Source organism: Nonomuraea sp. NPDC050153, from assembly GCF_044460125.1.
In the GTDB taxonomy this organism is placed as follows: domain Bacteria; phylum Actinomycetota; class Actinomycetes; order Streptosporangiales; family Streptosporangiaceae; genus Nonomuraea.
This window is the reverse complement of record NZ_JBITJQ010000006.1, coordinates 35,729-61,540: the sequence shown is the minus strand read 5'-3', so window position 1 is coordinate 61,540 and position 25,812 is coordinate 35,729. Positions and strand designations below refer to the sequence as shown.

Annotated in this window: 26 protein-coding genes; 17 read left to right on the top strand and 9 right to left on the bottom strand. The window is 70.3% G+C overall.

What is annotated here, in order from left to right; all coding sequences use genetic code 11:
• The first annotated feature begins 68 nt into the window (after nucleotides 1–68).
• The 3 genes from ACIBQ1_RS17355 to ACIBQ1_RS17345 are packed head-to-tail and all read left to right on the top strand — an operon-like array spanning nucleotide 69 to nucleotide 2,102.
• Entirely contained in the window at nucleotides 69–395 is a 327-nt protein-coding gene (locus tag ACIBQ1_RS17355) for a hypothetical protein (protein WP_397278534.1), read from the top strand.
• Nucleotides 395–1,612: a hypothetical protein gene (locus tag ACIBQ1_RS17350; protein ID WP_397278532.1), complete on the top strand. Its 1,218-nt coding sequence runs from the start codon at nucleotides 395–397 to the stop codon at nucleotides 1,610–1,612. The genes ACIBQ1_RS17355 and ACIBQ1_RS17350 overlap by 1 nt, the downstream gene beginning before the upstream one ends.
• A 49-nt stretch (nucleotides 1,613–1,661) precedes the next feature.
• Nucleotides 1,662–2,102: a YbaB/EbfC family nucleoid-associated protein gene (locus ACIBQ1_RS17345; RefSeq protein ID WP_397278530.1), complete on the top strand. Its 441-nt coding sequence runs from the start codon at nucleotides 1,662–1,664 to the stop codon at nucleotides 2,100–2,102.
• Between the two features lie 53 nt (nucleotides 2,103–2,155).
• On the opposite strand, the gene ACIBQ1_RS17340 is transcribed toward ACIBQ1_RS17345, so the two are convergent.
• The 6 genes from ACIBQ1_RS17340 to ACIBQ1_RS17315 are packed head-to-tail and all read right to left on the bottom strand — an operon-like array spanning nucleotide 2,156 to nucleotide 6,436.
• Nucleotides 2,156–3,484 (bottom strand): WXG100 family type VII secretion target, encoded by a 1,329-nt coding sequence (locus tag ACIBQ1_RS17340; RefSeq protein ID WP_397278528.1) that lies wholly within the window; start codon nucleotides 3,482–3,484, stop codon nucleotides 2,156–2,158.
• 23 nt (nucleotides 3,485–3,507) lie between these two features.
• Nucleotides 3,508–3,924, bottom strand: coding sequence for a hypothetical protein (locus ACIBQ1_RS17335; RefSeq protein WP_397278527.1), 417 nt, complete (start codon nucleotides 3,922–3,924; stop codon nucleotides 3,508–3,510).
• A complete protein-coding gene (locus ACIBQ1_RS17330) occupies nucleotides 3,921–5,357 on the bottom strand; it encodes a hypothetical protein (RefSeq protein ID WP_397278526.1) in 1,437 nt (478 codons plus the stop codon). The genes ACIBQ1_RS17335 and ACIBQ1_RS17330 overlap by 4 nt, the downstream gene beginning before the upstream one ends.
• Nucleotides 5,357–5,737, bottom strand: a complete 381-nt coding sequence (locus ACIBQ1_RS17325) for a hypothetical protein (RefSeq protein WP_397278525.1) — start codon at nucleotides 5,735–5,737, stop codon at nucleotides 5,357–5,359. Before ACIBQ1_RS17325 ends, ACIBQ1_RS17330 begins: the two co-directional genes overlap by 1 nt.
• Before the next feature lie 34 nt (nucleotides 5,738–5,771).
• Nucleotides 5,772–6,083, bottom strand: a complete 312-nt coding sequence (locus tag ACIBQ1_RS17320; protein WP_397278523.1) for a WXG100 family type VII secretion target — start codon at nucleotides 6,081–6,083, stop codon at nucleotides 5,772–5,774.
• A 14-nt stretch (nucleotides 6,084–6,097) separates the two neighbouring features.
• Nucleotides 6,098–6,436 (bottom strand): WXG100 family type VII secretion target, encoded by a 339-nt coding sequence (locus ACIBQ1_RS17315; RefSeq protein ID WP_397278522.1) that lies wholly within the window; start codon nucleotides 6,434–6,436, stop codon nucleotides 6,098–6,100.
• A 256-nt stretch (nucleotides 6,437–6,692) separates the two neighbouring features.
• Between ACIBQ1_RS17315 and ACIBQ1_RS17310 the strand changes: the two genes are divergently transcribed.
• Nucleotides 6,693–7,763, top strand: a complete 1,071-nt coding sequence (locus ACIBQ1_RS17310; RefSeq protein ID WP_397278520.1) for a hypothetical protein — start codon at nucleotides 6,693–6,695, stop codon at nucleotides 7,761–7,763.
• Between the two features lie 32 nt (nucleotides 7,764–7,795).
• Entirely contained in the window at nucleotides 7,796–8,629 is an 834-nt protein-coding gene (locus ACIBQ1_RS17305; RefSeq protein ID WP_397278518.1) for a hypothetical protein, read from the top strand.
• Between the two features lie 165 nt (nucleotides 8,630–8,794).
• On the opposite strand, the gene eccB is transcribed toward ACIBQ1_RS17305, so the two are convergent.
• Nucleotides 8,795–10,210: a type VII secretion protein EccB gene (eccB, locus tag ACIBQ1_RS17300; protein ID WP_397278517.1), complete on the bottom strand. Its 1,416-nt coding sequence runs from the start codon at nucleotides 10,208–10,210 to the stop codon at nucleotides 8,795–8,797.
• A gap of 746 nt (nucleotides 10,211–10,956) precedes the next feature.
• Nucleotides 10,957–12,411 carry an alpha/beta hydrolase family protein gene (locus tag ACIBQ1_RS17295; protein WP_397278515.1) on the bottom strand — a complete coding sequence of 485 codons (1,455 nt, stop codon included), beginning with the start codon at nucleotides 12,409–12,411 and terminating at the stop codon, nucleotides 10,957–10,959.
• Nucleotides 12,412–12,417: 6 nt separating this feature from the next.
• Here ACIBQ1_RS17295 and ACIBQ1_RS17290 point away from each other — a divergent pair, with 6 nt between their 5' ends.
• The 3 genes from ACIBQ1_RS17290 (at nucleotide 12,418) to ACIBQ1_RS17280 (ending at nucleotide 13,922) form a co-directional block, all read left to right on the top strand.
• Nucleotides 12,418–12,564: a hypothetical protein gene (locus ACIBQ1_RS17290; RefSeq protein WP_397278513.1), complete on the top strand. Its 147-nt coding sequence runs from the start codon at nucleotides 12,418–12,420 to the stop codon at nucleotides 12,562–12,564.
• Between the two features lie 445 nt (nucleotides 12,565–13,009).
• Complete coding sequence (locus ACIBQ1_RS17285; RefSeq protein WP_397278511.1) at nucleotides 13,010–13,591, top strand: ArsR/SmtB family transcription factor; 582 nt, start codon at nucleotides 13,010–13,012, stop codon at nucleotides 13,589–13,591.
• Between the two features lie 58 nt (nucleotides 13,592–13,649).
• Nucleotides 13,650–13,922 (top strand): hypothetical protein, encoded by a 273-nt coding sequence (locus ACIBQ1_RS17280; RefSeq protein WP_397278510.1) that lies wholly within the window; start codon nucleotides 13,650–13,652, stop codon nucleotides 13,920–13,922.
• A gap of 309 nt (nucleotides 13,923–14,231) precedes the next feature.
• Here the strand turns inward: ACIBQ1_RS17280 and ACIBQ1_RS17275 are convergent, their stop codons facing one another.
• Nucleotides 14,232–19,268, bottom strand: coding sequence for an FtsK/SpoIIIE domain-containing protein (locus ACIBQ1_RS17275; RefSeq protein ID WP_397278508.1), 5,037 nt, complete (start codon nucleotides 19,266–19,268; stop codon nucleotides 14,232–14,234).
• Between the two features lie 606 nt (nucleotides 19,269–19,874).
• Here ACIBQ1_RS17275 and ACIBQ1_RS17270 point away from each other — a divergent pair.
• From ACIBQ1_RS17270 to ACIBQ1_RS17230, 9 genes are read left to right on the top strand one after another with little or no spacing between them, the layout of a single operon-like run.
• The gene (locus ACIBQ1_RS17270) at nucleotides 19,875–20,546 is read left to right on the top strand and encodes a hypothetical protein (RefSeq protein ID WP_397278506.1); all 672 of its coding nucleotides are present in this window, start codon (nucleotides 19,875–19,877) and stop codon (nucleotides 20,544–20,546) included.
• A gap of 1 nt (nucleotide 20,547) precedes the next feature.
• Nucleotides 20,548–21,264, top strand: a complete 717-nt coding sequence (locus ACIBQ1_RS17265) for a hypothetical protein (protein ID WP_397278505.1) — start codon at nucleotides 20,548–20,550, stop codon at nucleotides 21,262–21,264.
• On the top strand, nucleotides 21,261–22,556 hold the full coding sequence (locus ACIBQ1_RS17260) for a CpaF family protein (protein WP_397278504.1): 1,296 nt from the start codon (nucleotides 21,261–21,263) through the stop codon (nucleotides 22,554–22,556). Before ACIBQ1_RS17265 ends, ACIBQ1_RS17260 begins: the two co-directional genes overlap by 4 nt.
• A gap of 4 nt (nucleotides 22,557–22,560) precedes the next feature.
• A complete protein-coding gene (locus ACIBQ1_RS17255; protein ID WP_397278502.1) occupies nucleotides 22,561–23,406 on the top strand; it encodes a type II secretion system F family protein in 846 nt (281 codons plus the stop codon).
• Complete coding sequence (locus ACIBQ1_RS17250; RefSeq protein ID WP_397278500.1) at nucleotides 23,399–24,319, top strand: type II secretion system F family protein; 921 nt, start codon at nucleotides 23,399–23,401, stop codon at nucleotides 24,317–24,319. Before ACIBQ1_RS17255 ends, ACIBQ1_RS17250 begins: the two co-directional genes overlap by 8 nt.
• Nucleotides 24,319–24,549, top strand: a complete 231-nt coding sequence (locus tag ACIBQ1_RS17245) for a hypothetical protein (RefSeq protein WP_397278499.1) — start codon at nucleotides 24,319–24,321, stop codon at nucleotides 24,547–24,549. Before ACIBQ1_RS17250 ends, ACIBQ1_RS17245 begins: the two co-directional genes overlap by 1 nt.
• On the top strand, nucleotides 24,536–24,964 hold the full coding sequence (locus ACIBQ1_RS17240) for a TadE/TadG family type IV pilus assembly protein (RefSeq protein ID WP_397278497.1): 429 nt from the start codon (nucleotides 24,536–24,538) through the stop codon (nucleotides 24,962–24,964). The genes ACIBQ1_RS17245 and ACIBQ1_RS17240 overlap by 14 nt, the downstream gene beginning before the upstream one ends.
• On the top strand, nucleotides 24,961–25,353 hold the full coding sequence (locus ACIBQ1_RS17235) for a TadE/TadG family type IV pilus assembly protein (protein ID WP_397278495.1): 393 nt from the start codon (nucleotides 24,961–24,963) through the stop codon (nucleotides 25,351–25,353). Before ACIBQ1_RS17240 ends, ACIBQ1_RS17235 begins: the two co-directional genes overlap by 4 nt.
• Nucleotides 25,350–25,760 (top strand): pilus assembly protein TadG-related protein, encoded by a 411-nt coding sequence (locus ACIBQ1_RS17230; protein WP_397278493.1) that lies wholly within the window; start codon nucleotides 25,350–25,352, stop codon nucleotides 25,758–25,760. The genes ACIBQ1_RS17235 and ACIBQ1_RS17230 overlap by 4 nt, the downstream gene beginning before the upstream one ends.
• The last annotated feature ends 52 nt before the right edge of the window (nucleotides 25,761–25,812 follow it).

Here is a 25,812-nt window from a genome sequence, read left to right as displayed (position 1 = left end):
TGAACCGATCATGAAGATCACAGCAAGCCAGCCCAACGATCCCGAAATTTGGACAACAATCATGTTTTGTGGCGAATAACCAGCAGAAAGCACGCCAGGAGATCTACGTCACGTCGTCCACCATCGCGCACACACGGACGCGTGTCGACGAGGAGCTGCATCCGAACGTGGAGTTCATCCACGGGCTCCTGAAGCACACGGACGTGGAGGGGATCGGCTTCGGGGCGGTCGGCGGCGTGATGATCGGCGGCGCGTACGAGGAGTTTCGCCGCTGGGCGGACACCACGTTCACCGAAATGGAGAACGCCGTGCAGAGCTGGTCGACGTCCCTGGAACGGGCCAGGCGCAACTGGCGGGCGGCCGAGGAGGCCAGCATCGTGAGGTACCGCAGCTGATGGGCACCCCGGACCCCTGGGGCGGCGCTCCGGACCCCTGGGCGCACACCCAAACCCCACCGGCCACCCAGGCCCCTCCCGGCAATCCCTACGGCACCCCGGCACAGCCGGGCGCTCCGGGTGGCCCGGACCCCTGGGCGCAGGCCCGGGGGGCCGCGCCGGCCCAGCCGACGGCCCCGGATCCCTGGGCGCACACCCGGGCCCCCACGCCCGGCCAGCCGGTGCCCGCCAATCCGTACTCCAACCCGTACGCCGCCCCGAATGCCTACGGCCCGACGACCACCAGCCCGACGACGGGCCCGTACCAGCCGTATGCGCAGCCCAGGCCCGTTCCCGGCAACCCTTATGCCGGCTACCCCGCGCCGAATCAGCCCGTCGGCCCATCCACCCCCCAGGGCTACGCCGCCAACGGCGCCTCGCGCGGGCACTTGGGCACGGCCAGGTTCGGTGGGGCTCCGGAGGCCCCCGCGATGCGGTCGTCCGTGTCGTCGCTGGGGGAGAAGGCGCTCAAACTGCTGAAGAGGGCGGGCAAGCTCAGCCTGGGTCTGGCTCCCGCCATCGCCATCTGCGGTGGGATGCTCGCCAACGAGCCGGGCATGGCCCAGGCGGTCAGCGTCTGGCAGAGCGGCATGGCCCAACGGCTCGACGGCGGGATGAAGAACCTGCTCCCGCAACTGCGGGACACGGCCAAAGACGGCTGGATCGCGATGGACCGCGACGAGTTCGACCGGGTGCTCTGGACCTTCCAGCGCGAGTCCGAGGTGCTGCGCAACGTCCTGAACACGGGCGGCAGCTCGCTCGACGAGGTCGCGGCGGCGTACCGGAGCTTCTGGACCTGGGTCATGCGCACGGCGCTCACCGCGCTCGGCGTGCTCGTCGTCGCCAAGGCGCTGCAGCGGGCGCCGCAAAGCGCGGTGTGGGGGGTGCTGATGGAGAAATACATCACGGCCGAGGTCAACATCGCGACACTCCTCCTGGCCACCTCGATGGCCAGCACCCTGAAGGAGGGCGGCGAGGTGCTGTCGACCATGGTGAAGCGGAACCACCAGTGGAACTACATCACGCCGAACGGCGACGCCGCGGTCGACTTCAAGTCGATCGTGATCGACGCCGACAAGTACCCCTCCTTCTCGGAGCCCGCCAAGAAGCACGGCCTGCCCCCGCGGTACCAGGACTTCGACTGGATCGAGCCGAAGCGGGAGATCTCCGGCCCTTGAGGATAGGGTGGGGAGAAAAGCCGCTTCTGTGTCTTATGGGGTATGAGTCATGATCGAGCGGGAATTCGGGGCGCTGGACATCGACCGGATCCTCAGGAACGCCGACCAGCAGATGGCGCGGGCCGGTGAGTTCCAGCGGGTCCTGCAGGATCTGACGGGCCGCGCCCAGGACGAGGACGGGTTCGTCGTGGCGGAGTGCGGCAGCTCGGGGCTCAAGGAGCTCGTCCTGCACCCCAAGGCCATGCGCCTCAACTCGGCCGAACTGGCCGAGCGCATCAAGGCCGTCATCTCGGAGGCCAACGCCGACCTGCAGCGGCGCATCTCCGAGGAGATGGGCAACGTCTTCGGCGAGGAGAACAACCCCATGCGCTTCGCCAGGGACCCTGAGGGCGGCCTGGAGCTCGTACGGCAGGCCGAGTCGGCCTACAACCGCACGTACGAGGACCTCTTGGGACAGCTGGACCGGATCCAGCAGCGCATGGAGGGCTGACGAACGAGCGAAGGCCCGGCCCACGTCGTGCGGGCCGGGCCTTCGGCGTTTCGTCAGCCGATGCGGTCGGGGCTGATCTGGTGCGTGGTGGACCAGATGTCCCCTTCGGGGTCGTAGATCTCGCGGTCGCGCTCGCTGCTCTGATCGCCGCCCGCGCCCATGCCGCCCGGCGGGTAGGCCATGAATCCCGATCCTGCGGCCCCGGGCCCGCCGCGGAGCACCGCCGGAGCGGACCCCGTTCCCGAGCCGCCCATCCCGTACCAGGTGCCCGCGCCGCCGCCGCTCTGCCCCGGAACCGGGGAGAACGGGTTGGCGCTCGTGGGCACCTGAGTGGTGGGGGGCGGGTTGGTGAGCAGGCTGGGCGTGGACTGCTGCGGGTACGCCGTCGTCGGCGTGGTGGGGGTGAGGGTCGGGTTGCCGGCGTCGGCGAGCTGGGTCTTAGGCGGATCGGCGCCGATCACCGGAGGCACGCTCTGGTCCTGGTCCGAGGGGTTCTGCGGCGAGCCGCCCGTGCCGCCGCTGCCGGGCTGCTGCGGGTTGGCGGGATCCTGGTTCCCCGTGGACGGGTCGTCCTGACCGTTGCCCGGGTCCTGGCCCTGGTTGTCGCCCTTGCCGGGGTTCTGGTCGTCGCCCTTGCCGTCGGAGCCGCCGGTGCCGTCAGAACCGTCACGGCCGCCGCCGGTGCCGTCGGAGCCTCCGCCGCCGTCCGAGCCCGTCGAGCCGCTGCCGTCGCCGGTCCAGTACCTCGTCTCGCCCGCCGGCACGTTGGTGCCGCTGCCGGGGTCGAGGTCGTCCTGCTTCTGGGTCTCCACCACCATGGGACTGATCTCGGGCAGCTTGAACGCCAGGCCGTCGGCCATCTGCGCGTTCAGTGAGTTGATCTTGTTGTTCAGCTGCTCCAGATGCGCCCGGGCCGCGTTGTCCACCAGATACCCGGCGGTGCCCAACTGGGGGTTGAGGGGCGTCGAGGGCTCGTTGTCGACATTGGTCGTGGTGCTGAGGGCGGTGGGCCCGGGCATGGTCGTCTTGGACGTCCTGAGCTGCTGGGCGTACTCGACCATCGGCTTGCCGGTCTTCTCCATGGCGTCGCCGAGCGCGGCGGCGCTCGCGTGCAGCAGCCGCAGCGCCTCCAGCGCCGTGGTGGCGCCGTCACCGCGCCAGACCTCAGCGAGCTCCTCCGCGGCCTTCATGAGCGTGCCCTCCAGCCCGCTCTTGCCGTGGACCAGCTCGGCCGCCTTGACGTAACTGTTCCCGGCGCTCTCGATCCTGTCCGGGTCAGTGGCCTTCAGGTAGGAGACGATCTGAGCCCTGGTGACGAAGATGCCCGGCTTGCTGTTGCCGAGGTAGTCATAGAGCCTGATCGGCTTCCACTCGTCACCCATCTAACGCCATCCTTGCCGGTATCTCACGCACTGCTGTCCCGGTGCCCTTTTTCGTAGTTGGAGACGGCCCGTTCGACCGCCTCGGCCCACTTCTCGATGTAGTCGATGAGCTGGCTGTAGCTCTCGCCGAACACCTTGTACGCCGACTCGAAGTTGGCGCCGAAGTTGCTGGCCACCTCCCACTTGCCGGTGGCCTCCGGCCCGACGTTGCCCAGCCCCTGCACCTCGCCGATCGTGCCGGGTCCGCTCCAGGTGGCGCTCATCGACGGTTGCGGGTTGCCGTTCACGGAGCCCAGGTTCTTGAGCAGCCGGGAGACGACGTCCCTGATCGCCTCGTGATCCGCGTACGGCCCGCGGCCGTCGTTCCCGCTGAGCCCGGGGAAGTCCTTGGCGAGCTCCAGTCCTGGGGGTGGCGGATCGTTGTCCTTGGGAACGCTCACGCCTTGCCTTTCGAGTCACCGTTGATGAGGTGGTTGGTCGTCCTCACGTCGCTCCTGAAGAGGTCCTCGTCCTCCAGGAGGAACGTGGTCCGCTCCCTCTCCTGCCTGTCCTGCGCGCCGCCCTGGCCGCCGGTCAGCGGGACCGCGGGGATCATGGAGGAGCCGCCGCTGCCCAGCCCGCGCAGGCCGGCCGCGTTCACCCCGCTGCCCGAGCCCGCCCCCGCGCCGAAGCCGCTCGCTCCCGCGCCGGAGCCGCCGTACGGGCTGCCGATGCCCGTGGTGGGCGAGTTGGTGGACGGGTGGTTGGACAGGGACGACGGATCGGGCATCCCGGCCAGGGACGTCGTCGGGCCCCCGGCGTTCGAGCCCTGGGAGCCGTTCAGGTTCGGGTTGGCGTTCGCGTTCGCGTTCAGGGCGGAGGAGGGGTCGGTCAGGCCGGGGACATTGCCGCCGGTGCCGTTCTGGCCGTTCGCCCCGGTCCCGTTCTGGCCGTTCCCGAGTCCCGTGCCGCCGATGCCGTCCGTGCCGATGGGGAACGTGCTCGTCGGGTCGGTCGTGGTGTCGATGCCCGGGATCTGGTGCCGGTTGGGGTCCTGCAGGCCGTCCTGGTTCAGGCCGTCGAGGCCGGACGTCGGGTCGTACGGCTGGTTGAGGCCGACCGGGAGGTTGCCGCCGATCCCGGTCTTCCCGCCGAACGGGTCGGTGGGCGTGTTCGGCGCGAGCGCCATGAACTGCGGGATGTCGGTCCTGAGCTCTGCGGGGAACACGTCGTTGTTGAGCTTGGTGTCCTGGCTGAGCAGCTTGATGGCCTCGGCGGCCTTCTTCCGGTCCTTCTCCTCTTTGGAGTCGCCCCAGATGTTCACGAACGGGAGGTCGCTGATGAAGCGGGTGATGCCGCCGACGAGGAGGCCCACGCCCGCGCCGATCACCACACCCGGCACGGCGCCCACCCCGCCGAAGAAGGAGCCGATGGCGGCCCCGGCCACGCCGCCAGTGACGGCGGCCTCTCCGAAGTCGATGTCGCTGCCGGGATTGTCGGGCACGTCTCCCTTGGCCGCCGACAGCGTCCGGGCGTGGACGATGAGCGCGGGGGCGACACCGTGCGGGTTCTTCGGGGGATTCTTCGGATCGACGGGCTGGTCGCTGATCGTGGTCGAGATGTCCGTCGCCGCCTCGCGCAGCTTGCGCAGCTGCGTTTTGACGGTCTTGGCGTCCTCGCCCGCGGTCCAGGACTTGTCCAGCTCCCGCAGATGCTTGTCGATCACATCGACAAGATGGTCGAGCCGTACCTTGCCTTCGAGGAACTCGGCCGCGGCCTGGCCGATGAGCTGGGGCTTGTTCTTGGCCAGCGTGTCGCGGAGCAGATCGAGCGTCGCGCCCTCGAACTCGAGGCTGCCGATGTCGCCCCTGATGGGCGCCTGATACTCAGCCATCAGACCTGCATCGCCTTCGACCTGCCCTCGCCGTCCGTCTCGATGCCGTCATAGTTCTTCAACGCCTGATCGAGCAGGCCGATGACGTTCGCCACCTGGCCGGTGATGTTCGAGTAGGTGCTGGTGACGGTGGTGACGGCGTTGGTGGTGCTCTGCCGGAAGCCCATGGCCGCCGGCCAGAACCCGCCCAGGGCGTCGTAGTCGCCGCCCAACTGCTCGACAGGACCAGAGCTCGTGAAGATGGCCTGCACGGCGCCGCTGCCGCCCGCCTTGCCGGCCGGGTTGCCGGGGTCCAGCATGGCGAGGGCCTCTTCCAGGTCCGCCTTGGCCGCTTTGATCGCCCTCCGGCTGAGCTCCACTCCGCCGTTGTCGCTGCCCATGTTCCCCCTCTGGTGTCGGCCCCCGCGCTACGCCTTACCTGCCGTCGAAGATCTGGGCGTTGATCTTCTCGACCTGCTGCATGTTCAGGTTCGTGATGTTGATGTTCTTCTTCATCAGGTCGATGAACTGCGACATGTCGTTGGCCTCGCGCTCCCAGAGCTGCCTGACCTCGTCGAAGACGCTCTTGGACTCGCCCTGCCAGATCGCGCTCTTGGCGAGCAGGTCCCGCTCCAGGTTGTCCAGGGTCGTGACCATGTCGTTGAACGCCCTGGCGAAGGCGTCCTCACCCTCGCCGAGGCCGGCGTAGTTGACCTTTGTGATATCGAAGATGTCGTCCGCGGGCATCGCGGGCCCCCTTGCTAGAGACGCGAGTCGAACTTGGCGTTGATCAGGTTGGAGATCTGGTTGATCGCCTCGGTCCGCTCCTGGTTGAACGAGGCGTAGTTCTTGTTGCTCGACCCGACGTTCTCCGCCAGGCGGCGCAGGCTGGCCAGGATGACGTCCATCCGCTCGTGCCACTTCTTGTGGACGGCGTCGAACGCGGCCTCCGACTGGCCCACCCAGTGGACCTTGAGGGTGATACCGGCCGTGTCGAGGTTCGCCTGGATGCCGCGCAACCGCTCGGCGGCGTCCTCGATGAGGGTGATCGCGGCCTTGAGATCGGCTTCACTTACTTGAGTCTGCGGTTGTGCCCCCACAGTCCCTCCCTTGCTGGGTCGGCTGACTCCAACCGACTACTGAAGTCGGCCTGTTTGGTCACATTAGTGAACATCGACCACTAGCGTCGCATGTGATCACGTTAATTTTCCATATCATCGGGGCGGATGGTGGGTGTATTGACAGAATGTACTCATTTGGGGCTTTGCTCCTGTTGAGTGGTAACGGGCCGTATCTGTCTGTACGGGACCTGCGCGGCTGGCGTAACGTATGGGCCGATCGTGACAAGGGGGGCACGTGGGCAGCGACAACGATCCGTACTCCAGCGCCCTGGGCGGGCTGAACGGGCTCGGCGCGAGCGTCGACCCGCGTTCCAAGGATCCCGACTTCGCGATGAAGCACTCCAGCGTCACGACGCTGGGGAAGAACGTGGGCAGCTACGGCGACGACCTGACCCTCATGAGCCAGAAGACCGGCGCCATCGACATGCACCACTTCACCTTCGGTGTGATCGGCGGCGGGCTCAATGTGGCACACCGCTCGACCCGCGACAGCGCCGCCAAGGCGCTGGAGCAGGCCAAGGACGTGCTGGACTCGTGGAAGCAGGCGCTGGCCGACGCGGCCGCCAACGCCAAGGAGGCCGAGGAGGCCAGCAAGGCCGGCAAGGACGGCCCCGGCGGGACGGGGCCGATGGGCGGCGCGGGTGACCTGCCCATCGGCAAGGGCATGGACCTGCCCAAGGGCAGCGGCGTCAACCCCGACGACCTGAAGTTCGACAAGCCTTCGGTGGACGACATCAAGCAGCCGGAAATCCCGAAGCCGGACGTCCCGGGGTCCGACATCGACCAGCCCGACATCGATCAGCCGAACATCGACCAGCCGAACATCGATCAGCCGAACGTCGATCAACCCAACATCGATCAACCCAAGATCGATCAGCCGAACATCGACCAACCCAAGATCGATCAACCGGACGTCAAGACCCCCGACCTGAGCGACCTCAACCAGACGCCCAAGACCAACCTGGAAGGCCTCAACCCCACCCTGCCGAACTCGACCACGCCGCAGATCCCCGGCACCACGGGGTACGACCCGCGGGCCTCCATGCCGCGCACGTCAGTCGGCGTGCCGGAGAGCGGCTTCGGGTCCGCCGGCGGCGCATCAGGCGTGGGCGGCGCGGGCGCGCCGGGCAGCATCGCCCGGGCGCTCAACAGCGGGATGCCGATGTACCCCATGTCGCCCGGCATGGGCGCCGGAGGCGGTCAGGAACAGAAGGACCGCGAGCGCGGTCCCCACCTCGGCGAGGACGAGGCGGTCTGGGACACCGACGAGGACATCACGCCGGCAGTGCTCGGTAGAGAGGAATAGGCGAGCAGGTGGCTTACGACGCGGATGTCTGGATGTTCCGCAGTGCCTGGGCGGCCACTGCGGCGGCATGCGTCGTCATGCCGTACGCGCTGCCCATCCTCACGCTGATGTCCCTGGTGATCGCGGACCCGGGCGAGCAAGCCCGGGCGGCCGACCAGTGGAACGACGGGACGCCGGTCGGCATGCAGCAGGCCGACAACAAGGGGTGGCACCCGCCGATGGCGGCGGGTGCGAAGCCCAACCAGAGCCTGCCGCTTGTTCCCATGGCGCCCTCGACGACCTCCAGCGACCTCGCCTATCTGCGCAGCGAGCTGAAGCGGATGGCCAAGGAGATCGGTGAGAACAGCGACTGGGTCGGACGGGGCTACTCGTCGTTCGTGCAGAAGGTCAACGAGTTCGACGTACAGCTGGAAAAGCTCGACAACAACCGCATCGCCTGCGGGGAGTCGCTCAAGTGCTCGGCCACCGCGTTCCACGTCATCGCAGTGCTGTGCGACGTCGTCGCCGGCCTCCTCACGGTGATGATGGGGATCGTGCTGGCCGTGCGTTTCGTGCCGGGCGCCCAGGGGTGGGAGCTGGCGATCATCCGCTGGGTGATGACCCTCCACAAGGTCCTCATGGGAGTCTTCAAGAAGCACTGGAAGCTCATCATGAAGATCACCGTCATCTTGGGGCTGGCGGGAGTGGGGCTCAACCAGTTCATGCAGGACCTGCCGTTCCTGAAGGCTCTGCCGTCGCAGAAGCCGAACCTGGCGGAGGCCCGCGTCATGTGGGATGCCAGCAAGGCGGACTTGGCCAAGGATCCGACGGCGCCGCTCGACGCGGGCCAGGCCGTGCCGGGAGTCATGCCAGAGTTCGGCTTCTGAGCGCCGAACCGGTCGTCCGGCGGCTGCGGACGGTCAGAGGCCGCTGGGAGGATCGCGGCGGCCCGAAGGCCGTTGACGGCTCCCCGCGCGGCGGCCGGCCTGCGGCGGCCGGGCGCGCCGACGCGGGGCCGTACCCAGACAGCAGACAGCCGGCTACCAGCGGGACTACCGGCTACCGACGGTCATGGGCACCATGGCCGCGGCGGGGTCCAGCGCCGGGCCCTGCGGGATCGCGTGCATGATGCTCGTCGGCACGGGCGCGATGTCCGCCGCGTCATATCCGAGCTTCCCCAGCACGTCGGCCGACGGGATCGGATAGCGCACCCCCTGGTCGCTGATCAGCGACAGCGCGCCCGCCACCGCGCCGAGCTGGCCCTCGCCGGGCAGCACCCCGGCCACCACGGCGCTGCCCGGAGGGAGCAGCACCTGGTCGAAGCGGTCCTGCACGCCTGAGCCTGACGGCGTCGGAATCGTGACCTTGCTGCCGACCGTCACCTTGGCCACGACCGAGCCGGCAGCCGTGTTCGGATACACCGTGCAGAGCGGCGTCGAGCCGGACACGTTGATCACCTTGGGCATGGTCGTCGGCAGGGTGGCGTCCATGACGTTCTGGCGCGAGGGGGAGGCGTTGGCCGACGCGGCGTCGATCGGGATGGCCTGCACGGGGCGGCGCCCGTACGCCTTCTTGCTGGTGGGGTCCTCCAGGAGGAGCCTGGCCTGGACGGCGGAGATGGGCGCCAGACCGTCGTTGAGCAGCACGTACCAGCGCGCCGCGGTGCCCGGCAGCGCCGGCACCGTGAACACCTGCCCGACCACCGCGGCGACCTTGCCGTTGGCCCGCATCTTCCTGCCACGGTCCGCCACGTTCGGGCCCTTGAAATCATGGCCGACCGGCAGCGCGTTCAGCCAGGCCGCCGGCACCTTCCTGGCTTGCGCGCTGAGCGCCCGCACACCCTGCTCACTCACCCTCATGCGGCGATTGCCCCAGATAACCCAGTTCTGCTGCCCGTCGGAGACCACCATCGCGTCCCCGCCCACGGGCCTCCCACCGAGGTCCGTCCCCCCGACAAGCGTCGTGTACGGCTTGCGCCCGCCCGTGTTGTCGGGCCCCTCCACCACGCACACCGACCATGGCGCCTTGACCAGCTTCTTCCTCTCGGGCAGCGAGTCAGGCGCCCCGGAGATCCCGATGAGCGGCCCCCGGGCGTACCCGGCCAGCGAGGCGGCGCTCACGCTCCGGGTCGTGATCTCCCCGGCGTCCAGCACCAGCCTGGCCGACACGTAGTTCGCCACCGGCAGCAGGCGGCGCTGCTGCTGGCTGTAGACGAACTTGGCCCCGCTCTCCTCCTCGACCAGCAACTGCCCGGGATCGGTCAGCTTGGTCGCGTTCCCGGGCCGCACCAGCCCCCAGATCCCGAACACCGCCATGACCAGGACCCCGATCAGGATCCCCCCGAACGTCGCCACGTTCTGCCGCCGCATGGGCGACTCGGGGACGTCAGGCTCGGCTTGCAGGAGCGCCATGCCAAGCCTCTGCTGCATCAAGCGGTGTGCCTGATAGAGGTCCTTCTTGGTCTGCACAGCGCCTCCCCGCCTCAGAATCCGCGCATCAGCATAAACGCCCCAAACCCCACCCGCCCCAATCCCCCCAAATCCCCACCCTTTCCACCCTCATTCCCACCACCCACCTCGACCCCAGCCCGACCCTCGACCCCAGCCCCACATCACCCCAGCTCAGTCCCGCTCGCCCGCCCAGCTCGATGGCTCGCCCCAACTCCACCAACCCGCCCGAGCCTTCGCCACCGGCCCTTCCTCGGAGCCCTCGAAGCACGACTCGGCCCATGGCCTCTCACTCCAGCCCCAGCCCCAGCCCCAGCCCCAGCCCCAGCCCCAGCCCCAGCCCAGCCCAGCCCTTGGCCTGAGGCAGTCTCAGTGCCCTCGAACGGCCGCCAGGCCACCGCTTCCAGCCCTCGACTCCGGCCAGGCCGCCGCCCCGGCAGTCCCGAGATCCTCCCCAGCCCTCGCCTTCAGCCCCCGCTGGCCTCAGCCGTTCGAGCTATCCCTTGGCTCGGCTGTTCGAGCTATCCCTTGGCTCGGCCGTTCGAGCTATCCTTCGGCTCGGCCGCCCGAGCCATCCCCTGCCGCAACCGCCTTCAGCCTCACCAACTTGCCTCCGCGCTCTCAAACCAGCGCGGCCCAGCCCAGATCGCCCTTCCACGGTCCCTTGCGCATTAGGGCAGCCCCAATGAAGGTCGCTTCTTGAGGCCAAGGCGAGCCGCACCCAGTCCTGGCCTCAGAAGGGGATCCCCGATCAACGCCTCACCCGCCTACGGAAGGAGCAACCCCCAGTACAGCGCCCACGGAACGAAGACGACGCCGCCCGCGACCAGCAGCCCGACCCGTACCTTCTCCAGGAGCGGAGCGGACCGCCGCCACCGTACGCAGGTCAAGACGGTGCCCACGACGGTCGCAACAGCGAGAGCCTGGAGCGCCAGCCAGATGAGAGGCCGCTCCGCCACCAAAGGCCCCGGCGAGGCCAGCTTCCCCCCGGTCATGATTGAGTAGAACAGGTAGGCGAACCCGCCGACGACCGCCGCAAGCCCACCGGCACTGACCAGCCACGCCCCCTTGATAGGCCGCACCTCACCAGGCCGCACTCCCTCGACGGGTGACGCCTCATCCCGCCGCGCCTCGTCGGCGAGCAGCGCCCCGCCCCGTCGTGCCTCCTTGGCAGGCAGCACCCCGCCCTGCCTTGCCCCCTCGACGGGTGACACCTCACCCGGCCGCGCCTCATTGGCAAGCAGCACCCCGCCTCGCCGCGCATTCTTGGCAGACAGGGCTCCACCCCTTCGCCGGACCCGCCGCACCAGGGCCACCACCGGATACCCCCCGAACGCGACCAGGAACAACATCAGCACCGCGACCTGAACACTCGCCGACTCCCACCAATCGGCAGGCGGCACCGCCACCGTGTCATCCGCCTGGACCGGCGCCGGCCCCGTCACCTGTGCCACGGGCGCCCGCCCCGAGGTCGCCTCTCCCACCCAACTGCCGACCAGCTCCGCATAACCCGGAGCGAGTTCGGGCAGCCGAGTGACCCCGCCATCGGGCGTCCGATGAGCAGCATGATCGGCATCCGCGAAGAACCGGAACGTGTACCGCCGGTTTCCACCCTTCTCCAGCGCCTTGGCGAAGATGGGAGGCGTCTCCCGGGGCGGGGTCAGCAGATCGTGTACGCCCCAGATCCCGAGCACGGGCTGCCGTACGCGCCCGATGACCGGCTCCGGATCGTAGTAGGGCTCGGGAAACAGCCCGCCATCCGCGATCACCCGGTACATCGTGGGCTCCGTCCGGTCGACGAAGGACCCGTGCACCCCCGCCTTCCGCAACCCGGCCGCCACCGCCCACGTTTGCTGCCGCAGCGGCTGCAGCGCGTTGGCGCCCACCAGGATCACGAACGAGATGTCCTTGGACCGCGACGCCGCCAGCGGCGCCACCCATCCACCCTCGCTGAGCCCCCAGATCCCGACCTTGGCCGGATCGACCCCCGGCTGCTGCCGCAACATCCCCACGGCCCCCAGGGCGTCGTCGGCCAGCTGCGAGTACGACCTCTCGAACAGCGAATACCCCTCGGAACGCTTGTCGTAGATCAGCACCGACAGCCCTTGCCGGGCGAACGCCACGGCCTCGCCCAGCAGCTTTTCCCGCTTCGTCCCGGTCCCCGCCCCGTGAACCAGCACCACACCGGCCCGCCCACTCCGCGCCCGGACCGGACTGATCACGCTGCCGTGCATCTCCAGCCCACCACTCCCTCGAAAGCTCGCCTCGGAAGCCTTCAGATCGTCGGGCAGGCCAAGCCCCCCGCCATCCCCAGGGCCGGAGCGCACCTCAACACCACCTCCGCCCCGCCCATCCAGGCCGAGCTGCCCGCCTGAGCTGGGCCGCCCGCCTGGACCGAGCTGCCCGCCTGAGCTGAGCTGCCCGTCCGAGCCGAGCTGCTCGCCTGGACCGAGTTCGCCTGGACCGAGTTCGCCTGGGGCGGGTTGCTTGCTCGGGCCGAGACGCCCGGCCAGGTCGTGCTGTCCAGCCCCGTGGCGCTGCTGCAGAACACGCTGCCCCGCCTGCTCGCCGATGCGTCCGGCCGGGAATCCGACCGCTAACTGCCCCGCCTGGGAGGCGACCGCCGGAAGCCCCCCGGAGGTGCCGGGTGAAGCGCTGAGCGAGGAACCGAGTACTGAAGAAGCGCCAGAGGGACTGGCTGCCAGAAGCGTGGCGGCAAGGGCCGCAAGAATCGTTCGCATATCGCCGAACATACTCTGCAGAGAAGTCTCGGCAAAGAGAAGTCTGCAGATATCGTTCGGGAGGACTAGCCTCCTCCTCATGCAGGAGGACGAGACGAAGGACGGCGACGAGCCGTTCATCCTTGACGACCCGGGCAGGCTCAAGGCCCTGGCCCACCCCATGCGCCGCCGCATGCTGACCCACCTCAACATCCACGGCCCGGCCACCTCCACCACGTTGGGCGAGCTACTTGGCGCCAAGACCGGCACCACGAGCTACCACCTGCGCCAGCTGGAGAAGTACGGCTTCATCGAGGAGATCCCCGAACGCTCGTCCGGCCGCGAACGCTGGTGGCGCCGCGCCGAGCTCCCCAGGGACATGCGCTTCCCCAACCCCGACCAACTGGCCCCGGAGGACCGCGCGGTCCTGACCGAGTTCCTGAGGGTCGGGTTCGAGGAGGACCGTGCCCTCGTGGACCGCTTCCCGGCCGCCTACCGCACTGACCCCGACTGGGCAAAGGGCTCAAGGGGTCTGGCGCGCATGACGAAGGAGGAGCTGAACGAGTTCTACAACGCGTACATCGCGTTGCTCCTCCAGTACAGCCGTCGGCAGGAGGACGCCTCTCCGGACGCCCGCCCCGTCTACATCCGCCTCTTCACCCTCCCCGCCGACGAGCCCTAACCACTTGGGCGCTGGAGCCCTGATCCGCCCCGGCACTGGAGCGGTGGGCACTTGGGCCGTGGGCACTGAGCGCGTGCGCTGCCACGGCGTGCGCTGCTCGGACGTGCGCTGCCACGGCGTGCGCTGCTCGGACGTGCGCTGCCACGGCGTGCGCTGCTCGGGCGTGCGCTGCCACGGCGTGCGCTGCTCGGGCGTGCGCTGCCACGGCGTGTGCTGCTCGGGCGTGCGCTGCCACGGCGTGTGCTGCTCGGGCGTGCGCTGCTCGGGCGTGTGCTGCCACGCGGGCGCTACGGGGACGCCGTCTCGGCGGAGAAGCAAGGGAGGGGTGTAGTGCGGGTGGAGAGCGCGACGGCGGGTTTACCAATGCGGGGGGCCGTGACGATGGGGGATGCGACGGCGGGTTTACCAAGGTGGAGGGCCTTGGCGGTGGGGATGCGACGGCGGGTTTGCCGAGGTGGTGGGCCTTGGCGGTGGGGGATGTGACGGCGGGGCGCTGTCCCGGCGCTGGGGCGGGTCGGTGCTGTGGGCATGGGTTGTCATGTCTCGGGGTGTGCAGCCTCACTCCGAGGCGTACGGAGGGCGGGGTGGGGTTGTTCGGGCTCGTTGCCTGGCGTCCTGAGGGTGGTCGGTCTGCTGATCGTCAGTCGTGGTCGGGCAGGGCCGATTGGATGGGGGTGGTGTTGCCCGTTCGTACCAGGAAGCCTCGGCCAGGGGGGCCTCCGGTTGTTCCGCGGGGGAGGCGGATCGAGAAGATGTCGCCGTCGGCCTGGCTTTGGACCGCGAGCAGCACCCCGGTGCGGGACTTGCGTGTTTCGGCGACGAAGCCGCGATATGCGACGGCCAGGTCTCCGGTGGTGCCGGCGACCAGCAATCCGTGATCTCCGTCCCGGCCCGATCGGAGCACTTCCTCCAACGCCATCCCCAGCGGACCGTCCGCATTGATCAGCTCGGCGTCGTCCACGAGCACGACGTACTGGTGCAGCTCCGCGACCAGCTCCGGCAGGTTGGTGGCGTTGCCGTCCAGCACGGCCAGGGCGCCGTTCAGCTCCCTTAACGGGCTGCGTCTGGGGGCGACGGCGATGACGGGCGTGCCATGGGCGATGAGCGAATGGGCGGCGGTCAGCAGGACGGACGAGCGGCCGGAGCGGGACGGGCCGGCGATCACGGCGCCGGGCCCGTGGGCCAGCAGGTCGAGGCCGAGCGGTGCCAGGGCGTCGCCGCCGGCGCCGATCAGCGCCCACAACGGGGACGGGGGTGTGAACGTCGGGTCCAGGGCGAGCGACTGGGATGCCGTGATGCGCATGGGGAGGGCGTCCACCCGCAAGGGCGGGTCGCCTTTCCAAGGCCAGGTGCCCTGGCCGGCGCCCGCGGATCGACCGTGAGCGGGGCCGGAAGCCCGTCGAGGACCCTCCGGGCCCGCCGTCGAAGTGCGGGCCAGGGTTTGGAAGGCGGCGACCTGGGCCGGGCCCGACGGGTCGGGGGAGAGCAGCGCGATGTGGTGCTCGACGATGCCGTGCTCGCCCATCGAGAGGGCTCGGCCGGGTGGCATCGACGAGGGCAGGCCCTTGAGGGGGAAGCCCGCCAGGCCGTAGTCGGCGGAGTCCGAGAGGCGCAGGAGCAGGCGGTCGTCGAAGACCGTCGAGACCTGGCCGAGCAGGCCCGAACGGTCGCTGGTGACCACCGCCCTGAACCCCACCGCCGGGCCTTCGCGCATGAGCTGGAGCAGGGCCTCGATGAGGCGGCCGTAGTCGTAGCTCTCGAAGGCGGCGACGAAGCCCTCCCAGCGATCGAGCATGAACACCAGCCAAGGGAGGCGGTGGCCGGCCTGGCGGTATTCGGCCAGGGAAGCGTGCCCGGCCTCGGCCAGGAGTTGCTGGCGGCGGCCGACCTCGGCACGGAGGCGGGTGAGGAGGCGTTCGACCCGGTCGAGCTGGTCGCGGGTGACGACGGCGCCGCAGTGGGGCATCGCCATCAGGGGCAGGAGCGCCCCGGAGCCGCAGTCGACCGCGTGCACGTGGACGTCTTCGGGCGAGGCGTGGGCCGCGATGGAGCCCGCGATCGTGCGCAGCGCCGTCGATCTGCCGGAGCGGGCGGCCCCCGCGATGAGCAGGTGGCCTCCGTGGGCCAGGTCCAGGGCCAGTGGGCGGCGGTCCTGCGCCCAGGGGCGGTCGGTCAGCCCGTAAGGCAGGGGAGGCACCTCGCCGACTCCCGACGGGGATGCCGCGCCGCGGTGCTCCGGCGGGGGAGCGAAGGGGACCGGTGCTGGGTCGCGCGGGCTGCCTGGTAGGGGGCCATTGGCGCCTCCGGGGGAGCGGTGGCCCGGGGCTGCTGGGTTGAGGGGCGTGGGGCGGTCCAGGGGTGGGGTGCCTGGGAGGCCGAGGGAAGGCTGGGCCGAGCCTTTTACGGAGGCCTGGATGGGGTCGTGGGGGTGGGCGGCGATCCCTGGGATGTGCCGCTTGGAAACGCTCTTTGGTGTGGTTTGCGGTGCTGAGGGGTCTGAGCCGTTGGGGGGTGGGAGCGGTGGCGTGGTTCCCGGGGGTGGGGTGGTGAGGGCCGGGAGGTCCAGGATGAACTGGGTGGGGAGGGGGTCGAGCCAGGGGCTGGGCTGGACGGGGACCGCGGCCAGGTGGGTGGCCTCGATGAGGGCGTCGGCGACCAGGGTGAGGTCGGTGACCGTCGAGTCCTCCGCCGGCTCCGGAGGGGGCGGCAGGGGTCTGCCCAGCGAGCGCCAGCTCACGTCGAGCACCCTGACGGTGGCGCCCGGCCCGGCGAACGGGCCCGTCGAGCCCGGTGCGGGACTGCGGCCTCCTACCCTGGCAGTCTGTACGGCCGTCGCGGCACCCATCCCGGAACGGACGTAGCAGCGGCCGGGCGTCGACTTGGAGATATGGGCGGCGTCCGGCAGGTCGATGACGTCGGAGGACTCGGCGGGCTCGGTCACGCGCAGGGCGATGCGCAAGGAGGTGTTCGCCTGGATGTCGGCCGTGACCACGCCCGCTGGGCGCTGCGTGGCCAGGATGAGGTGGATGCCCAGCGACCGGCCACGGCGGGCGATGTCAACCAGACCCGTGACGAAGTCGGGCAGTTCGGCCACCAGAGCGGCGAACTCGTCGATGATCAACACCAGCCGCGGCATGCCCGTGCCCGTGTAGTCCTCGATGTCCTTGGCGCCGGCCGCCGCCAGCAGGCGCTCTCTCCGGCGGATCTCGGCCGCCAGCGAGTCGAGGGCCCGCTGCGTCAGGTGGCCGTCGAGGTCGCTGACCATGCCGACCGTGTGCGGCAGGCGTACGCACTCCTTGAAGGCGGCGCCGCCCTTGTAGTCGATCAGCACGAACGTGAGCTGGTCGGGCCGGTTGGCCACCGCCAGCGAGCAGATCAGCGTCTGCAGCAGCTCCGACTTGCCCGCGCCCGTGGTGCCGGCGACCAGGCCGTGGGGGCCGTCGAGCCTGAGGTCCACCGAGAACGGGCCCTCGGGGCCGATGCCGATCAGCGCGCTGGTGGAGCCCTGGGCGCGCCATCGCCCGGCCAGTTCCCGGCCGGACGGGCTGGGCAGGCCCATCAGATCGAGCAGCCGGACGGCGTCGGGGAGGTTGCCCGATAGGTCGTCCCTGCTCACGTCGCGGATCGGAGACAGGGCCCGGGCCAGCCGGTCGCACCAGGCGGGGGAGACCAGGTCGCCCAGGATCGGGCCGATGACGTCGAGGCCGCCGCCGCGCAGGCGGACGAGACCGTCCGCGCCGCACGCGGCCACCGTCTGGCACTCCTCGGGAAGCAACCGCTGGTCGTCGTCGATGGCGAGCGTGAACACCCCTGAACGCGGGCCCTGGCGCAGCACCTGCGGCATGTTCGGCAGGCCGCGCAGGACCTGGGCGCCGTCGAGGATCACCAGGACGTCGTACGGGCGCACGTCGTACGAGGAGAAGGTGGGTTTCTCCGGCCCCCCGAGGTCGTCCCAGCCGGTGGGGATCTTGCCCAGTTCGGGGATGGCGGTGTTCTGGCGTTCGTCGATGAGGGCGGCGAGCTCGGCGACGCGGCGGGCGGCCGACTCGGGGTCGGTGCCGACCAGCGCCACGCATTCCTCGCCCGAGCGCGGCGTGCAGTGCGGGAGCCAGCGCATCCAGCCCCACCGGCGCTCGCCGTCGGCGTGCGCGGACACGACCACGATGGCCAGGTCGCGGGGGCTGTGCAGGGTCGCGGCCTGGGCGATCAGCCAGCTCGCGAGGCTGGTCGCCGCGGCGCGCGGGCCCGTGACGCCTGCCACGCCCAGCCTGCGCATGGGCAGCGCCACCGGAACCGAACGGCACATCGGCGGTTCGACGGCGCCGCCCTGCTCCTCCGACAGCTCCAGGTTGGCGGGCAGGTCGGCGAGGCCGACCCTGAGCCTGAGCGAGTCGGCGTCGTGGATCCTGCGCTCCCACAGCCGCCTGCGCGGGCCCGTGGCGGTGAGCAGCACCTGCGCCGGGTCGGGCGCGTCCGACCTGCGGGCCGCCTCGTCCGCCACCCTCGCCTGCTCGACGGCCTCGTCGTACGCCTGGAGCTGCTCGTTGTAGTCCTTGAGCGCCTGCTTGTGCTGCTTCTTGCCGTGGCGGCGGTCGCTCCACCATTGGCCGATCATGATGACCGGGGTCATGAGGGCGACGAGCAGGTAGTACGGCTGCTTCAGGGCGAACGCGAGCGTCACGCCGAGCACGGCGGGGAGGAGGGCGGCGAGCAACTGGAGGCGCAGGCCCTCGTTCCTGGACGGCTCCTTGGGCTTGACGAACTTGCGCTCGGGCTCCGGGCGCCGGAGCCTGGGCGGGCGGTTGTAGGACACGCCGCCCTCGCTCCTGGGCGCCAGGTGCGCGTCCTTGGGCTCGATCGACGTCAGCACGAACACCGACGAGCCGCACGTGAGCACGGCCTGGTCGGGCCATTCGATCTGCTCCGTGAGCGGCCGGCCGTCGAGCTCGGGCACCTCGCCGTAGTCGGCGGCGAGCTCGGCCGCCTCCCGCTCGGCGACCCTGGCCGTGAGCTCGGCGACCTCCTCGGCCCATCTGCCCTTGAGCTTGAGCTTGGGCGCCTCGTCGGGCGGTCGCCACGCGCGCTCGATCGTGATCGCGTCGGGCGTCACGCGTACGGTCACCGCTTCCGGGGCGAGCGTGGGGTCGGCGGTGGTCATGGCGCACATCGGGTCGGAACCGATGACGTGCACGCCCAGGCCCAGCCGGTGTACGGCGCCGGCCGCCGGGCCGCCCACCACGCGTACCTCGGCCACCCCGCCCGGCTCCTCGATGAGGGTGGCGCGGGCGAGCTGGGGGTCAAGCGTGATCTTGTCGCCGTCGCGCAGGACGGCGGTGGCGGGGGCGCGGGGGTCGAGCGGGCGGCCGTCACGCCACAGGACCGGCACAGCCGTTGACTGCGCCGTGCCTGCATGTGGCGTGCCTGCCCGTGCTGTGGCCGCCTGTGCCGCCTGTGTTGTGGTGTGCTCCGGTTGGCGGGGGTGTGGCACGTGGGTGCCGGTGTCTTGCGGGGGCGACATTCCGTAGGGGGCTCGTGCTCTGGGCAGGCGGACGACCTTCGCCAGCGGCCCGTGATCGTTGAGCGCGTCGCTCACCCTCGCCACTGTGGCGCCGTCGTCGCCGTCGATCACGACGTCACGGTCGCCCTGCCCGCCGAGCACGGTGAGCATGATCCGCATGATGCCGTCTCCTCGCTCGGATCTCGGGCGCCCAAAGGTAGCGCCCGCAGCGAGAGTAGGCGGGTTGGTTGACGGCAAAGGCATGGCTGGCCGTCGCTGTGGATGGGTGGGGGTTGGTGCTCCTGGTGGCTGTGGATAACCGGTCTTCGCTCCTTGACGGGGGTGGGCGGGTTCCTGGGGGGTGGCGGGCGTGGGTGAGGGGCGTATGGCATTGCTGTCTGTTTGGTTAGGGGTGGGCGTTGTGTGTGGCATGGGTGGGGTGGGTGGTTGGGCGTCGTGCGGGTTGTGTCGGGCTGGGTGGTTGGGCGTCGTGCGAATGGGCTGGGTGGGGGAGGGGGTGATGACCCCGGCGGAGTGAGGTGGCGGGTGGGGATATGGGGGTGGGCGTGGTAATGGGGTGAATGTTGTGGTGGGTGTTATGGGAGTGGCGGCTAGCCGGAGGAAACGTCGTTCGTCAACTCGATAGAAAGAACGGGCATCGATTATTCGGCATTGAGATCCCGTCACCTGCGAAACAAGCATGGGTCCTCGCATTCCGCCCCCGCGCGCCCTCCCCGCCCCACATAATGGCGGCAATTCCACGATTCAATTGGGAGCCCCCCACCCATGAGGACCAGTGAAAAGCCTGCCGTCAACGCGGCGGCGGGGTTGTCCGGCCCGGCCTCGCGCAGGCTCCCCGTGCCCCCTCGAGAGCGCAAGCCGGCCCTCGCCGCCTTGGCCGTTCTCCTGATTCTGGGCGGCGCGCTGGCCACGACCCTGCTCGTGCTGCGCAGCGGCGACCGCGTCTCCGCGATCCGGGTGACCCAGCAGGTCGGCGCGGGTCAGAAGTTCACCGAGCAGGCGCTGGAAGAGGTCCAGATCGCGGCCGACGGCGGTGTCGAATACGTGAGCTGGTCGGAGCGCGGCAAGGTGGCCAACAGCTTCGCGACCGTCACGGTCCTGCCCGGCACGCTGCTGACGAGCCGGATGGGACTCAAGCAGAGCAGCGAGCTGGGCCAGGGAAAGGCGACCGTCGGATTGGCCCTCAAGCCAGGGCAAATGCCTGCCGGAGTGGAGGCGGGCGACAGGGTCCAGGTGATATATGTGCCGAGCCGTTCGGGCCAGGGACAAACGCGGGTGCTCGCGGAAAGCGCCCTCGTGTTCTCGGCGGGTGACAAGTCCCGGACGGGAAATTCTGGCCAGATCACGGTAATAGTGGATTCATCGGCGTCACCGGAAATAGTGGCGTTCGCCTCCAGCGGTGAGATCGCGGTGGCCGAGCTACCGGGGGCACGCTGACGTGGCGCTGATCGTACTGGCCGCCGACAAAGGCGCTCCGGGTGTGACGACGGCGGCGACGGCCCTCGCGGCGGTGTGGCCGCGGCCCGTGCTGCTGGCCGAATGCGACCCGGCGGGCGGCGACCTCGCCTACCGGCTCCCGGCCGCCGACGGCGGCGTGCTGAACCCCGGCAAGGGCCTGCTCACCCTCGGCGCCACGGCGCGGCGCGGGCTTGAGCCCGCCCAGATCCACCAGCACACGCAGAAGATCGTCGGTGGTCTGGACGTGCTGGTCGGGCTCACGCACGGCGAGCAGGCCGCCGGGCTCACCTGGCTGTGGGGCCCGCTGGGCAGGGCGCTCGCCGGCATCCCGGACGCCGACGTGATCGCCGACTGCGGCCGCCTCGGCGCGCACGCGCAGCTCGGCGACCTGATCGCCGAGGCCGAGCAGGTCGTGCTGCTCACCAGGGCCACCCTCGACCACGTCGCCCACCTGCGCGAACGCCTCCAGATCACCAAGGCGCACGGCGTCGCCGTGATCGCCGACCCGCGTAATTACCGCGGCTCCATCGACGAGGTACGCAGGATCGTCGGCCCGACCGTCCAGTACGTGTACGGCCTCGCGCACGACCCCAAGGGCGCCGAGTTGCTGCGCGGCCAGTGGGGCGGACGGCTCGACCGGTCCCTGCTCATCCGCACCGCGAGAGACCTGGCGGGGAGGCTGGTGAGCCACCGATGATCGATCACTCGCTGGTCAAGCGCTTCCGCCAGGAGGTCGGTGACCGCCTCGCCCACCAGCGCCGGCTCGACCAGGCCAACGGCCTGCCGCCGATGACGGGGGAGGACGAGCGCCAGTTCGCCCGCGCGCTGATCTCCCAGGTCCTGGAGGAGCACGCGCGCAACGAGATCGGCCTGGGCCGCACGCCGCCCACGGTCGAGGAGGAAGAGGCCCTCGCGGCCGGCATCCACGCCGCGCTGTTCGGGGTGGGCAGGCTGCAGCCGCTGCTCGACGACCCCCAGGTCGAGAACATCGACATCAACGGCTGCGACAGGGTGTTCGTCAGCTACGCCGACGGCCAGGAGGTCATGCACGACCCGGTCGCCGAGTCCGACGACGAGCTGATCGAGCTCATCCAGATCCTGGCGGCGTACTCGGGCCTGTCGAGCAGGCCGTTCGACACCGCCAACCCGCAGCTCGACCTGCGCCTCCCCGACGGCTCCAGGCTGAGCGCCGTCATGGACGTCACCGTCAGACCGGCGGTCTCCATCCGCCGCGCCCGCCTCGGCAAGGTCTTCCTGTCCGACTTGGCAGGCAACGGCACGATAAGTCGGGACATAGCCCGGTTCTTGACCGCCGTCGTCGCCGCCCGCAAGAACATCATGATCGCCGGATCCACCAACGCCGGCAAGACCACCCTGCTCAGAGCCCTGGCCAACGAGATCCCGCCCAGCGAGCGCCTCATCACCGTCGAACGCGCCCTGGAGCTGGGCCTCGACCAGTTCCCCGAGCTCCACCCCAACGTCGTCGCCTTCGAACAACGCCTGCCCAACTCCGAGGGCCAGGGCGAGATCTCCATGGCCGAGCTGGTCAGACGCTCGCTGCGGATGAACCCCAGCCGCGTCATCGTCGGCGAGGTCCTCGGCGACGAGATCGTCACCATGCTCAACGCGATGACCCAGGGCAACGACGGCTCCCTGTCGACCATCCACGCCAACTCCAGCATGGAGGTCTTCAACCGCATCTCCACCTACGCCCTGCAGGCTGGCGAGCGCCTCCCGATCGACGCGACCCACATGCTCATCGCGGGCGCCATCGACTTCGTCGTCTTCATCGAGAAGCGCAACGACTACCACGTCGGCGGCACCCTGCGCCGCTACGTGGCCAGCATCCGCGAGGTCAACGGCTGCGACGGCCGAGTCCTGTCGAGCGAGGTGTTCGTGCCGGGCCCCGACGGCGCCGCCGTCCCGCACGCGCCGGTCTCCTGCCTGGACGAGCTAGCCGCCCACGGATACCTGCCGGGGGGATGGTGACGAGATGATCTTCGACCCGTTCGCGCTGCTCACCGGAGCGGTCATCGGCGGCGGCCTGTTCCTGTTCTTCATCTCCCTGTACGGCATGCGCCCCCGCCCGTCCCAGCCCAAGCGCCACCTGCTCAAGGCGCTGACCACCCGCACCGCGATAGCCGCGGTGGCGGCCGGGCTGGTCCTGATCATCACCGGCTGGCCGGTCATGGCGGTGGGCACGGTGCTGCTCGTGTTCGCCTGGCGCGGACTGTCGGGCGGGGCCGCCGAGGAGCGCGCCGCCATGCGCCGGCTCGAAGGGCTCGCCGCCTGGACCGAGTCCCTGCGCGACACGATCGCCGGCGCGGCCGGGCTCGAACAGGCCATCCCGTCGTCCATCAGGGCCGCCGCGCCCATGCTCAGGCCACACCTGCGCGCCATGATCGACCGGCTGCACACGAGGATGGCGCTGCCGGAGGCCCTGGCGTTGTTCGCCGACGAGCTCGACGACCCGTCGGCCGACCTCGTGGTGGCCGCGCTCATCCTCAACTCCCGGCTGCGCGGCCCCGGCCTGCGCGACGTGCTGGGCGCGCTGGCCGTCTCGGCCCGCGAGGAGCTCGACATGCGCCGCCGCGTCGAGGCCGAACGCCGCGCGACCAGGCGCAGCGTCCAGATCGTGGTGATCACCGCGCTCGTCTTCGCCGGGCTCCTCATCCTGTTCAACCCCTCCTACGTGGCCGAGTACGAGGGCCTGCTGGGCCAGGCCGTGCTCCTGGTCGTCGCGGGGCTGTTCGGGGCCGGGTTCGCCTGGATGAGGCGGCTGGCCAGGTTCGACAAGCCGACCCGGCTGCTCATGGGAGGAGGCGGCGTCAATGGTTGAGGGCGCGCTGGGCGGAGCCGTACTCGGGCTCGGCCTGTTCGTGCTGCTGCGGGCGCTCTTCCCGGCCCGCCCGGGGCTGGTGGCGCGGCTGCTCGCGCTCGACGCCGTGCGCGAGGACGCGGGCGCCCCGAGCGTTCAGCTCCTGCTGCCCGAGGAGGAGGTCAGCGCGTTCCGCCGCGGCCTGGGCGCGCGCCTGGCCCGCCTGTACGCGGCCCGCGGCTGGGAGGTCAGGTCGATCAAGGCGGACCTGGCGCTGCTCGGCCGCTCGTTCGAGGCGTTCCTGGCCGGCAAGGTGCTGCTGGCGGCCAGCGGCCTGCTGGCCTTCCCGCTGCTGCTCGGCTGGCTGGTGCTCATGGAGTGGGGCACCTCGCTCGCCATCCCGTTCTGGGCCGCCGTGCTCGTCGCGCTGCTGTTCTTCTTCCTGCCCGACCTCCAGATACGCAAGGACGCGGCGGCCAGGCGGCGCGACTTCCGCCATGTGGTCGGCGCGTTCCTCGACCTCGTCTCCATGAACCTGGCCGGCGGCCGAGGCGTCCCCGAGGCCCTCATGATGGCCGTGTCGGTCAGCGGTGAGCAGCCCAACTGGGCGATGGGTCGCATCCGCGACGCGCTCAGCGGCGCCAGGATCGTCGGCATCACCCCATGGCAGGCGCTCGGCCAGCTCGGCGAGGAGATCAACGTCGACGAGCTGCGCGACCTGTCCGCCGCGCTCGGCCTGGTGGCCGACGACGGCGCCAAAGTACGCGCGTCGCTGACGGCGAGGGCCGCGACGTTGCGCCGCCGCGAGCTGGCGGAGATCGAGGGCAGGGCCGGCGAGCGGTCGCAGTCGATGCTCGTCGCCCAGCTGCTGCTCTGCGCCGGTTTCGTGATCTTTCTCAGTTTTCCCGCCGCTATGAAGATGTTGGGGTCCTGATGAACCATCCCTGGATCGTTTACCTCACCGCGTACCTGGGCGTGCGCATCCATCGCGCCCGCACCGCCCCCACCCGCGGCGCCTCCGCCGTCGAGTGGGTGATCATCACCGCCATCATCGCCGGTGTCGCGCTCGGCCTGGCCACCTTGATCAAGTCGCTGGTGGAGCAGAAGCAGGGTGAGATCCAAGGCAGTTTCGGCGGTGGTGGCGGCACCGGTGGCAACCCGTAGGAGGCGCGAGCGGGGCGCCACGGTGATCGAGCTGGCCATCCTCATGCCGGTCATCCTCGCGGTGGCGCTGCTCGTCGTGCAGGTCGCGCTCTGGTTCCACGCCCGGCAGGTCGCGGAGGCCGCCGCCCAGGAGGGCGCGCGCGTGGCCAGGGCGGCGCCGTTCGACTCCGGTGACTGGCCGGGCCAGGCCACCGCGAAGGCCACCGACATCATCAGGGCCGTCGGCCCGAAGCTGCTCCAGGGCGCCACGGCCACGACGTCCGAGAAGGACCCCGACGAGCGCTTCGTCACCGTGACCGGCAGCGCCGTACAGGTCGTCCCGCTGCTGCCCGAGCTGACGTTCACGATCACCGCCACCGCGGGCGGGCCGGTCGAGTGCTTCCGCCCGGACAACGGCGGAGGGGACTGCTCATGAAGGGGGGAGAGCGCGGCTCCATGGCCGTGGAGACCGTGATGCTGGCCCCGGTCTTCCTGCTGTTCCTCATGTTCCTGGCCGGGGCGGGGGTGCTGGTGGAGTCGCAGGGGCGCGTCAACGGGGCGGCCAGGGACGCGGCCCGGGCCGCGTCGGTTCAGCGCACGTTCGACGAGGCCGAGGCCGCCGCCAAGGCGGTCGCCGACGGCACGCTGACCGGGCCCTGCGGGTCCCCGTCCGTCTCGCTGGACGGCTCCGAATGGGAGCAGGGCGGCCAGGTCCAGGCCGAGGTGAGCTGCGAGCTCGACCTCGGCTTCCTGGGGTTCGGGGGCGTCAAGCGGATGACCGGCACCGCGGTGGTGCCGATCGAGCAGTTCAGGAGGGTCGAATGAGCGAGCGGGGGTCGATGTCGGTGTTCACCGTGCTGTTCTCCGTCGTCGTGTTCCTGCTGGCCGGGCTCCTCGTGGACGGTGGCGCGGCGATCAACGCCCGGCTGCGCGCGGCCGACGTGGCCGAGCAGGCCGCGCGGGCCGGCGCCGACGAGATCGACGTCGACCACCTGCGCGCCACCGGCCAGACCCGGCTGCTCGGCGAGGACCAGGTGTGCGCCAGGGCCGACGAGATCGTCGCCGCGCAGGGCGGCGAGGGCGTGACCCGCGGCGAGTGCACCGTTGCCCAGGGACAGGCGCAGGTGACGGTCACCGTGTCGGTGCAGTGGAAGGCGTTCTTCCTGAGCGCGATCGGCTTCCCCGGCGACGAGATGACCGGCCAGGCCGTCGCCGCGCCCGAAGCGAGATAGACCGAAACTCACCGGTCGATGGATCGGCGAGCGTACGAGCACGACCCTGGAC

Bases quoted from the DNA above. Each gene is read 5' to 3' on its own strand.
- ACIBQ1_RS17260 (WP_397278504.1), top strand. From the start codon at position 21,261: ATGATCGATCACTCGCTGGTCAAGCGCTTCCGCCAGGAGGTCGGTGAC.
- ACIBQ1_RS17330 (WP_397278526.1), bottom strand. From the start codon at position 5,357: ATGGCTGAGTATCAGGCGCCCATCAGGGGCGACATCGGCAGCCTCGAG.
- ACIBQ1_RS17245 (WP_397278499.1), top strand. From the start codon at position 24,319: ATGAACCATCCCTGGATCGTTTACCTCACCGCGTACCTGGGCGTGCGC.
- ACIBQ1_RS17345 (WP_397278530.1), top strand. From the start codon at position 1,662: ATGATCGAGCGGGAATTCGGGGCGCTGGACATCGACCGGATCCTCAGG.
- ACIBQ1_RS17230 (WP_397278493.1), top strand. From the start codon at position 25,350: ATGAGCGAGCGGGGGTCGATGTCGGTGTTCACCGTGCTGTTCTCCGTC.
- ACIBQ1_RS17320 (WP_397278523.1), bottom strand. From the start codon at position 6,083: ATGCCCGCGGACGACATCTTCGATATCACAAAGGTCAACTACGCCGGC.
- ACIBQ1_RS17350 (WP_397278532.1), top strand. From the start codon at position 395: ATGGGCACCCCGGACCCCTGGGGCGGCGCTCCGGACCCCTGGGCGCAC.
- ACIBQ1_RS17255 (WP_397278502.1), top strand. From the start codon at position 22,561: ATGATCTTCGACCCGTTCGCGCTGCTCACCGGAGCGGTCATCGGCGGC.
- ACIBQ1_RS17275 (WP_397278508.1), bottom strand. From the start codon at position 19,268: ATGCGGATCATGCTCACCGTGCTCGGCGGGCAGGGCGACCGTGACGTC.
- ACIBQ1_RS17325 (WP_397278525.1), bottom strand. From the start codon at position 5,737: ATGGGCAGCGACAACGGCGGAGTGGAGCTCAGCCGGAGGGCGATCAAA.
- ACIBQ1_RS17235 (WP_397278495.1), top strand. From the start codon at position 24,961: ATGAAGGGGGGAGAGCGCGGCTCCATGGCCGTGGAGACCGTGATGCTG.
- ACIBQ1_RS17270 (WP_397278506.1), top strand. From the start codon at position 19,875: ATGAGGACCAGTGAAAAGCCTGCCGTCAACGCGGCGGCGGGGTTGTCC.
- ACIBQ1_RS17250 (WP_397278500.1), top strand. From the start codon at position 23,399: ATGGTTGAGGGCGCGCTGGGCGGAGCCGTACTCGGGCTCGGCCTGTTC.
- ACIBQ1_RS17305 (WP_397278518.1), top strand. From the start codon at position 7,796: ATGTTCCGCAGTGCCTGGGCGGCCACTGCGGCGGCATGCGTCGTCATG.
- ACIBQ1_RS17285 (WP_397278511.1), top strand. From the start codon at position 13,010: ATGCAGGAGGACGAGACGAAGGACGGCGACGAGCCGTTCATCCTTGAC.
- ACIBQ1_RS17340 (WP_397278528.1), bottom strand. From the start codon at position 3,484: ATGGGTGACGAGTGGAAGCCGATCAGGCTCTATGACTACCTCGGCAAC.